Source organism: Streptomyces glaucescens, from assembly GCF_002154375.1.
In the GTDB taxonomy this organism is placed as follows: Bacteria; Actinomycetota; Actinomycetes; order Streptomycetales; family Streptomycetaceae; genus Streptomyces; species Streptomyces glaucescens.
On the sequence record NZ_MUND01000686.1, the window covers coordinates 1 to 8,269 of the forward strand.

The window sequence follows — 8,269 nt, forward strand, 5'->3', positions numbered from 1 at the left end:
GGCACCGGCACCGGCACCGGCACCAGAACCAGCCCCACCCCCAGTACCGGCACCAGCGCCGCCCCCGAGGCGCACGCGACCGCGGACGCGGGGACCGGGACGCAGTCCCCGGCCGCGGAGCTCCCGGGGCGGGACGGCACCGGTCCCCTTCCGGGCCTTCCCGGTGAACTCGCCGCCACCGGTCTGTCCCCGCTCGCCCGCGGCGTCCTCGCCGCCACCGCCCTGCTGCTGCTCTCCGGCGCCGTCCTGCTCGGCAACCGCAGGCGCCGCTGAGACGCTCCCCCTCCGCGACGATCCTCGCGGGACGTGCGCTGCCGGTTCCGTCACATCGGCACCCGACAACGGGTACCGGGTGATCGACGGGGTCAGGATCGCCGCCTCCTGACTAGTCTGGGGGCGTCGGTACGCCGTGGTTCCGGCGCCCCAGTACATCCGCACGTACGCCAGGAGTTGCAGCACATGGCAGACCGCAGGCCCATCGAGTCGTGGCTCACCGACATGGACGGGGTACTGATCCACGAGGGCGTACCGATCCCCGGCGCCGACGCCTTCATCAAGAAGCTCCGCGAGTCCGGCAAGCCGTTCCTCGTCCTCACCAACAACTCGATGTACACCCCGCGCGACCTGCACGCCCGGCTGAACCGCATGGGGCTGCAGGTGCCGATCGAGAACATCTGGACCTCGGCCCTCGCCACCGCCAAGTTCCTCGACGACCAGCGCCCCGGCGGCTCGGCCTACGTCATCGGCGAGGCGGGCCTGACCACCGCGCTGCACGACATCGGCTACATCCTCACCGACCACGAGCCGGACTACGTCGTCCTCGGCGAGACCCGCACCTACTCCTTCGAGGCCATGACCAAGGCGGTCCGGCTGATCAACGGCGGCGCCCGGTTCATCTGCACCAACCCGGACGAGACGGGCCCGTCCACCGAGGGCCCGCTGCCCGCCACCGGCGCGGTCGCCGCGCTGATCACCAAGGCGACCGGCCGCAAGCCGTACTTCGCGGGCAAGCCCAACCCGCTGATGATGCGCACCGGCCTCAACGCGATCGGCGCCCACTCCGAGACCAGCGCCATGATCGGCGACCGGATGGACACCGACGTCCTGGCCGGCATCGAGGCCGGCATGCAGACCTTCCTGGTCCTCACCGGCCTGACCCGGCCCGAGCAGGTCGAGGACTTCCCGTACCGCCCGTCCAAGGTCGTCGACTCGATCGCCGACCTCGTGGACCTCATCTAGGGCCTGTCCGGCACGGGGCCGCGCAGCCGCGCCGCTAAACCACCCGTGGGGCGAACGACACCCGTTCGGAGCAGTCCGGCCCCCTCCGAGGATGCGGGAGGGGGCCGCGCGGGGGAGTCTCCAGATGTCTGGAGGTTCACGATGGGTTCTCTGCGACTCACTCTCAGTACCGGGGTCCTGGCCATCGCCGCGGCCCTCACCCCGGTGGCGGCCCACGCGGCGGACGGCGGCGGTGTGCAGGTCCGTCCGTCGTCCCCGGCGCCCGGCGGCGACATCGCGCTCCGCGTGACCGGGTGCACCGGCAGGACCGGCACCGCCGCCTCGGACGCGTTCGTCTCCGACGCCCGGCTCACCGCCACCGGCGGTGGCACCCTCGGCGGGGAGACCAGGGTCCGCTCCACGGCCCGTCCGGGCCCGTACGACGTCAGGATCACCTGCGGCGACACATCGCTGAAGGCCGTCCTCACCGTCGGCACCGGGCGCGGCGACTCCACGGCCACCCCGACCGCACCCGCCACCCCGACCGCGCCCGCCACCCCGACGGCGCCCGCCTCGCCGACCGCCCCGGTCCGCGCGGGCGGCGGCGGCACCGCCCACCTCGCGGCCGTGGAGACCAGCAGCACCGGCCCGGGTGTGGCCCAGGCCGTCACCGGGCTGCTCCTCGCGGCCGGCGCCGCCGTGGTCGTCGCGGCCCGCGGCGCCCGCCGCAGCCGCAGGGCGGGCTGACCCATGTCCGAACCTGAACGCTCCGCCGGCACCGGACGGCTGCTCACCGGCGTGGCCTGGGCGGTACTGCTGCTCGGGCTGTGGCTGTGGGGCCGTGAGGTGACCGACGTACGGCACGGCATATCCGGTCCGAAGACCGGTGACATGGCGGCGGTCGGACGTCCCCCCGACGTCCGGCTGCCCCCCGCCCGCAGCCCGCTCGGCGAGGCACTGCCCCAGCGTCTCGACATCCCCGGGCTCGGCATCCAGGCGCCGGTGGTGGCGCGCGGCCTCGACAGCCGGGGCGCGGTCGATCCGCCGCCCTACGACCAGCCGGGCGTCGTCGGCTGGTACGCGGCCGGTGCCGCACCCGGCGCGGCCGGCACCGCGCTGCTGGTCGGGCACGTCGACACCGAGACCCGGCCGGCCGTCTTCTACAAGCTCAGCGCGCTGCGCGCCGGGCAGACGATCCGGGTCGTCCGCGACGACGGCAAGGTCGCCGAGTTCACGGTCGACGACATCCAGGTCCTCACCCGTGACCGCTTCGACGCCCGGCAGGCGTACGGGCCGCGCCATGAGGGCCGCGCCGAACTGCGGCTCATCACCTGCGGCGGCAGCTTCGACCGGGCCAGCCGCAGCTACACCGCCAACGTCATCGTCTCGGCCTACCTCACGGGCACGGGCCTCTGACCCGGCACTTGACCTGTGCCAGGATTGGGCCCTGGCACAGTGCACCCGAGGGGGAGTGGGATGTTCGGCAGCAGGGGGGCGGCCGGAGTACGGGCGAGCGCGGCGGTGCTGGGGGCGGCACTTCTGATCGCGGGATGCTCCTCCGGCGACAAGGACGAGCCGAAACCGGGTGACGCCGGGGCCGGCATCACCCAGCAGCCCAAGAACCGGGTCCCGTTCTGGGTCAACCCGGACGGCACGGCTGCCGAGCAGGTCGCCGCCTACGACAAGGCGGGCAAGGAGGCCGAGGCCGAGCAGATCCGCAAGATCGCGCAGCAGCCGACCGGCGAGTGGATCAGCCCGGAGAATCCCGAGGAGCAGGCCCGCCTCCTCACCGAGGCCGCCGAGGAGGCGGACCGCACGGCCCTGCTCGTCCTCTACAACATCCCGCACCGCGACTGCGGCCAGTACTCGGGCGGCGGCGCCGCCGACGGCAACGCCTACCGGGCCTGGATCGACGGGGTCGCCGAGGGCATCGGCGACCGTCCCGCGACGATCGTCCTGGAGCCGGACGCGGTCCTGCACCTGGTGGACGGCTGCACCCCGGACGAGTACCACGAGGAGCGGTACGACCTCCTCGAGTACGCCATCGGCAAGCTGAAGTCGCTCAAGGCCACCGACGTCTACCTGGATGCGGGCAACGCCGGCTGGGGCCACCCCGATCAGATCCACGAGCCCCTGAAGTGGGCCGGCATCGACCAGGCCGACGGCTTCGCGGTGAACGTCTCGAACTACTACAGCACCGAGGACTCCATCGCCTACGGCAAGCACCTCTCCGCCAAGGTCGGCGACAAGCCGTTCGTCATCGACACCAGCCGCAACGGCAACGGCCCCTACACCGGCGGCGACCCCGGCGAGCGCTGGTGCAACCCGCCGGGCCGCGCCCTCGGCGAGACCCCGACCATCAAGACCGCCGACCCCCTCGTGGACGCCTACCTCTGGATCAAGCGCCCCGGGGAGTCGGACGGCGAGTGCAAGGGCGGCCCGAAGGCGGGCGAGTGGTGGGCCGACTACGCACTGAAGCTCGCGCAAGGGGCCGGGTAACGGCGATCCCCGCGTCCCAGGGGGGCGCGGGGAACCGTGCGACCAGCCGCACTCAACCTTCAGCGGCCCATGGCGCTACGGAACGCGAACCCACTGCGCCTCCGACGGAGTACCCCGCTCGTCATCGACGAACAGCATGTACCACCCGGCCGGCACCAGGTTCCGGTTCTTCGGCACGGTCACCGTGATCTTGTCCCCGGACGTCGTGAAGTCCAGCGCGATCGACCGCTGATCCACATCGGTCACATGCGTCGACGCGCTCGGCCGGATCAACCGCACCTTCTCGATCGTCGAGGCCTGCCGCGAGGTGAACGTCCCCGAACCGCCCCGCTCGATCGTCTGCGGCCCTCCGGACAGCGACGGCCGCGAACCCTGGAACAGGTACGGCGGCCTGTAGATCTCGATCCGCTGCTCGAACTTGCCCGGCTTGGTGTTCGCCTTGTCCGCGTACAGCGAGTCGGAGCCGAAGAACATCACCGAGCCGTCCGGCAGCAGGATCGACCCGGAGTGGTAGTTCCGCCCCACCAGGGGATCGGCGACCTGCTGGAAGGTGTTGCTCTCCGGGTGGTAGAGCCGGGCCTCCAGGATGTTGGAGTCGCCGCGGCCGCGGTAGTCCTCCGCGCCGCCCGACACCAGCACGCTGTCGTCGGGCAGGATCGACGTCTGCGGGTAGCGCGTGCCCTTGTCCAGCGTCGGCCCGTCCACGTACTGCGGCTTGTCGGCCTTGAGGTCGATGATCCGCGTCTTGTTGCTGGACTTGGTGGACTCACCCACCCCGCCGCCGCCGACGACCATGTACGTCTCGTTCTGCGCGGGCGGCAGCAGCACGGTCGCGGACGTCTCCATCTGGTCGGCGTCGCTCAGCCCGGGGACCTTGGTGAACTCGTTGGTCTTCACGTCCCACACGCCCGGGTCACGGCCCACGTCGGCCGGCCCGTAGCCCGAGTTGGACCCGGAGAAGAAGATCTTGCCGTTCTGCATCAGGAACAGCGCGGGGTACGTGGGGAACTTGCGGAGCGTGCTGGTGTACGTCCACTTCTTGGTCTTCGGGTCGAACACCTCGTTCTTGCCCGGGATCAGCTGCCCGATGTCGTTGAGCCCCGACACGCCCAGGACCTTGCCGTCGCCCAGCGTGGTGAGCGTCGGGTACCAGCGTGCCTCGTTCATCGGGTCGATCTTGATGTACCGCTCGGCGACCGGGTCGAACTCATAGGTGTCCCGGATGCCCTGGAAATCCTTCTTGTCCAGGGCGAGTTTCTCCGCCATGCCGTAGGTGTTGCGGGTGTCGACCCCGTTCAGCCCCTGCACCCGGTAGTTGTCCTGCGCGCCCGTCTGGTACTTGGCGCCGCTCTTCTGGGCCTCGACGTAGACACGCCCGCGGCCGGGGTCGTTGCGCAGGTACTCGCCGGTGACCGGGTCGTAGACCTTCTTCGCCCGGGGCACCAGCACGGGGTCCTTGGAGACGAAGGTCTTGCCGTTGCGCTTGCCGGTGAACTTCGTTCCGGCGGGCAGCGTCATCGGCTTGTGCGGGTTCTCGTTGTGGACGACCATCAGACCGCCGGCCTTGGTGACGTCGCCCTTCAGCTTCTCGTAGCGCTTGGTGCCGCCCGCGATCAGCAGATTGCCGTTGGCGAGCTGGGTGTGGCCGGTGCAGAACAGATCGGTCGGCGTCGGCACCTTCTTGATCGTGCCCTTGACCGGGTCCCAGATCCGGGTGTCGAACTTCTTCGCGTCGAAGTTGTCCTCGTTGTTGCCGGACCCCGCGACGAGCAGCACCTTGCCGGTGTGCAGCAGCGCCGCATGGATGGTGTTCTGCCGGTACTCCTCGGGAAACTCGATGATCTCCCAGTAGCCGTTGGCGGCTTTGTACTCGGGCCTGTTGATCTGGTACTGGTGGTATTTCTCGGAGCCGAAGCGGTAGAGCCACGGCCCGTTCATCCCGGCCAGCGCGAGCACCACCGTCGTGCCTATCGCTATTCGACGGGCCCGGCGGCGGCCTGCACGGTCCTTCATTCCTTACGTCCCCCAAGGGCGATCTGCATGGTCTGGTCGGCGCCTCCACCGGAGGCGGCCCAGGGTTGCTCGTGCGGCACCCCGTGCGCGGGCGCCGGCGCGGGCCCGGCGTCCTGCGGCTGCGGCTGCGGCGCTGACGCCGCGGCGTGCCTCCTGCGCTTGCGGCGCAGCTGCTTCTTCCGGTCCTGGCGCAGCTCGTAGCGCCAGACGTAGATCGGTGTGGCGGTGATCAGCAGCGCGAAGCAGGCCCAGGTGATCATCGCGGGGTGGGAGTGGCCGAAGACGAAGCCGGCCGCGATCGAGCCACCGAAGATCGTGATGAAGTACCAGTGGTACCGGAAGGTGCCGAACCAGCGGTCCGGGCTCGCCGAGTCGCCCTTGGGGGTGACCACGAACTTGCTCTTGCGGCGGAGCATGGAGTCGATCAGCGCCTTGGCGTAGAGCGGCGCGGACAGCGCGGACATGACCATGCCGGCCACTCCGCCGGAACCCTCCGGCTCGTGCGGCGAGACGTTGTGGCGGCGGTTCCAGATGTACAGGCCGATCTGGAGCGCGGAGGCGTTGCCGTAGAGCATCAGCCACACGGTGGGGTCGATGTTCACACCCGAGGCGCCGAGGCCCAGGAACAGCGCGCAGCTCAGCGCCGCCAGGATCCAGTTCAGGGCGGACATCGGATAGAAGATGATCATCATCGTGTAGTTGAAGAGCTTGCCCGGAGGCAGCGAGTACCAGCCCTTCCAGTACTGCTTGAGGATCGTCTCGTACGTACCGCGCGACCAGCGCATCTGCTGGGTGAAGAAGTCCGTCCAGGCGCTCGGCCCCTCACCGACGGCGAGCACGTCCGGGGTGTACACCGAGCGCCACTTCTTCCCCGTCGCCGGGTTCTTGTGGCGGTGGATCTCGAAACCGGTCGCCATGTCCTCGGTGATCGAGTCGTACAGACCGCCGATCTGCTTGAGCGCCCTGATGCGCACCGCGTTGGAGGTGCCGACGAACATGGGCGCGCCGTACTTGTTGCCGGCCCGCTGGATCAGCGCGTGGAAGAGGAACTGCTGCGACTCGGCGGCCTTGGTGACGAAGTTGTCGTAGTTGCCGTAGACCTGCGGGCCGATGACGAAGCCGACGTCGGGGTCGCGGAAGAAGCCGAGCATCCGCTCCAGGTAGTTCGGCAGCGGCACGTGGTCGGTGTCGACGGAGGCGAAGAAGTCGTAGTCGTCGCCGTGCGCGTCGAGCCAGGCGTTGTAGTTGCCGTGCTTGGTCTTGGCGCGGTGCGGGCCCTTGGCCTTGTTCCACCGGGCGACGCCCTTGCGGGAGAAGTGGCGCACGCCGAGCCGGGCGCAGACCTCCTTGACCTCCGGGTCGTCGCCCTCGTCGAGCAGCCACACGTGCATCACGCCCCGGTGGCGGATCCTCACCGCCGCCTCCAGGGTCTTCGTCACCATCTCCAGCGGCTCCTTGCCGGGCACGAAGGAGGTGAGGAAGGCGACCCGGGTGCCGGTCTCCGGGACCACGGGTATCGGGTCGCGGGCGACCAGGGTGGCGTGCGCGTTGGACAGCACGTTCATGCAGCGGAAGAACTCGATCAGGCCGATCGAGACGAGCATCACGACGTCGAGCGTGGGGAGGAAGTCGTACTGGGGGTAGTCACGGTCCGTCCAGTGCTCCGGCTGGAGCAGCCAGACCAGCAGGACGACCGAGAGCACCGGCGCCGCCATCAGCATCAGGGCCACGCGTATGCGGTGCGGCTCCTGGGATATCAGGGAGCGGTACTGCACCTGGTACGGCTTGTGCGGATCGGGCTGGGTGAGGGGCCCGGCCAGCCGGCTGTAGTGCTCGTAGTCGTACTTAGGCAGCGCCTTCTTGATCCGGCGGAAGGTCCCCGTGGTGCTCATCCGGTGAGCCGGCACCCTGAGCTGGGTGGTCTGTGACGGGTCGAAGTCCTGCCGGGCGCCCGTCGGCGTCGACGTCATGAGTCATCCCCCCACACGCGGGTCATCGCGTGTATGTCGGTTCCCTTCGCCCGGTCCGGGTCCCCTCGGCCTTCACGGACGTGTCAGTGGTGCGCGGCAGTCACCACGTGGTCCACACCCTATAGATATGGAACTGCGCGCTTCCGGTTGCATGATGCCCCCTCGGCATCGCTTCACGAACCGGGGCCCCCTTCTCCCCGCTCCATGCCGGCAACCGGCTCCATGCCCCCGATCGGCGCGTGTCCGCAGCCTCTGGGGAGCCAGGGTTCTACGCCGTTCAGCAAGATCGCAAGACGCGATACGCGGTACTCACCAGCCATACGCGCTCATTGGGGCACATGTAGGCGTCTGCTGGTGCACTTGCGGTCAGGTGTGCACGAATGTTACCGAAGCACTCCCGTGCGACTCCTCCGCACCCTCCCCTTCCTTACGGGCACCGAGGGCGTTCCGTTCAGCGGACCTCGCTTCGGTCATGCGTACGAATCGATGCGAGGCCGACCGAAACAGCGAGAAGGCCCCCCGCTTCCGCGAGGGGCCTTGCTCCGTCTGTGCGCCGCCAGGGACTCGAA

The 8,269-nt window shown here is 69.7% G+C and carries 6 protein-coding genes and 1 pseudogene; 5 read left to right on the forward strand and 2 right to left on the reverse strand.

The window, feature by feature from the left end; translation table 11 throughout:
* The 5 genes and pseudogenes from CCN42_RS42935 to CCN42_RS34940 form a co-directional block, all read left to right on the forward strand.
* Positions 1–273: pseudogene (locus tag CCN42_RS42935) on the forward strand (hypothetical protein); the annotation flags it as partial.
* 186 nt (positions 274–459) lie between these two features.
* Complete coding sequence (locus tag CCN42_RS34925; protein WP_086741406.1) at positions 460–1,239, forward strand: HAD-IIA family hydrolase; 780 nt, start codon at positions 460–462, stop codon at positions 1,237–1,239.
* A gap of 141 nt (positions 1,240–1,380) precedes the next feature.
* Positions 1,381–1,965 carry a hypothetical protein gene (locus tag CCN42_RS34930; RefSeq protein WP_086741407.1) on the forward strand — a complete coding sequence of 195 codons (585 nt, stop codon included), beginning with the start codon at positions 1,381–1,383 and terminating at the stop codon, positions 1,963–1,965.
* 3 nt (positions 1,966–1,968) lie between these two features.
* Positions 1,969–2,634: a class F sortase gene (locus tag CCN42_RS34935; protein WP_086172622.1), complete on the forward strand. Its 666-nt coding sequence runs from the start codon at positions 1,969–1,971 to the stop codon at positions 2,632–2,634.
* A 60-nt stretch (positions 2,635–2,694) separates the two neighbouring features.
* Positions 2,695–3,717 carry a glycoside hydrolase family 6 protein gene (locus tag CCN42_RS34940; RefSeq protein ID WP_086741408.1) on the forward strand — a complete coding sequence of 341 codons (1,023 nt, stop codon included), beginning with the start codon at positions 2,695–2,697 and terminating at the stop codon, positions 3,715–3,717.
* Positions 3,718–3,792: 75 nt separating this feature from the next.
* Here CCN42_RS34940 and glxA read toward each other — a convergent pair whose 3' ends face one another.
* Together glxA and CCN42_RS34950 are read right to left on the reverse strand one after the other, a co-directional pair.
* Entirely contained in the window at positions 3,793–5,730 is a 1,938-nt protein-coding gene (glxA, locus tag CCN42_RS34945) for a radical copper oxidase GlxA (RefSeq protein WP_086741409.1), read from the reverse strand.
* Positions 5,727–7,700 carry a glycosyltransferase family 2 protein gene (locus tag CCN42_RS34950; RefSeq protein WP_086741410.1) on the reverse strand — a complete coding sequence of 658 codons (1,974 nt, stop codon included), beginning with the start codon at positions 7,698–7,700 and terminating at the stop codon, positions 5,727–5,729. Before CCN42_RS34950 ends, glxA begins: the two co-directional genes overlap by 4 nt.
* Positions 7,701–8,269: the final 569 nt, after the last annotated feature.